The following is a 988-nucleotide window of genomic DNA, read 5'->3' as shown; positions in this document are numbered from 1 at the left end:
CTTCTTCTGCGAACCGGCAACTCCTGCATCCGGTTTCGGGCACCAACCTCGCTACAAAACGTTTTCGCTCATCTATAGCAGCTCAACAATCCGTCACCAATTCCCTGCGTCGCTGGTGCATGCAGTCATTACCATCAGAACACTCGGCGCGACCAGGAGGGAGCACGTCGAGGGCCGCAGACACAAATAACCGAAAATCATGCTTGATATCGACTCACAAGGAATGGTGATTTCATCCAGGGTTCAGCCACGCAGATTCAACGTGATTGAACGAACCGCCATGACCTCGGCCACGGGAATCATCATTCATCAAACAGGCTCATCCGACGAGCAAAGTGTTTTTTCCAGCTACAGAAGAGGAGGCAATGGAGCGCATTTTCTCATCCTAAAGAATGGCACCATATACCAGACGGCCTCCCTGCATCTTAGGACCCACCATGTAGGGCCGTTGAAGGCTCGGTGCCTTGCCGAGCATCGTTGCACGGCCGCGGAATTCAAAAAGTCGAATAAATTCCCCCAAACCAGCGCAGTGGAGCGCATGAACAAGATTGAAATGACGAAATCCGTCCCTCTGCGATATCCCAGCAACACGGACTCCATTGGAATAGAGATCGTCGGCTCCGCCTCGCTGCCGCCCGGCGTCACCATGCCTGCCGGGCTGAGCAAGGTCCAACAAGACGCATTCCTTGGGGAGAAAGCCGTTTATGAATCCGTCACCACCGCCCAGAACATATCTTTGCAATGGCTTGTCGGCGAACTGATCGACACGTTGCACTTCAGTTCATCAGAGGTGCACCGGCATCCGGATGTCAGCAGAAAAAATACGACCGAGGCGAGTACTGCGGTATGGCGCTGAAAAGATATGCCTGCGCAGCGATTTTTCTCATTTCGCATCTGTGCCATGCGCAGCCTCCCGAGCAGCCGCGTGCCTCATCCAGAACCCACGCCATTGCGCCCGTAGCCTCTATTGAGATCACCCGCGCCACCC

At 54.6% G+C, this 988-nt stretch carries 1 protein-coding gene; it reads left to right on the top strand.

The window, feature by feature from the left end:
* The first annotated feature begins 199 nt into the window (after window positions 1-199).
* Window positions 200-856 carry an N-acetylmuramoyl-L-alanine amidase gene (locus GVL52_RS27845; protein ID WP_160012643.1) on the top strand — a complete coding sequence of 219 codons (657 nt, stop codon included), beginning with the start codon at window positions 200-202 and terminating at the stop codon, window positions 854-856.
* The last annotated feature ends 132 nt before the right edge of the window (window positions 857-988 follow it).

The organism is Rhizobium sp. 18055, assembly GCF_902706285.1.
Taxonomy (GTDB): domain Bacteria; phylum Pseudomonadota; class Alphaproteobacteria; order Rhizobiales; family Rhizobiaceae; genus Rhizobium.
Note: the sequence above shows the minus strand (reverse complement) of the source record. Positions and strands in the feature narration are given on the sequence as shown.

Coding starts and splice junctions, on each gene's coding strand:
- GVL52_RS27845 (WP_160012643.1), top strand. CDS start 200: ATGCTTGATATCGACTCACAAGGAATGGTGATTTCATCCAGGGTTCAG.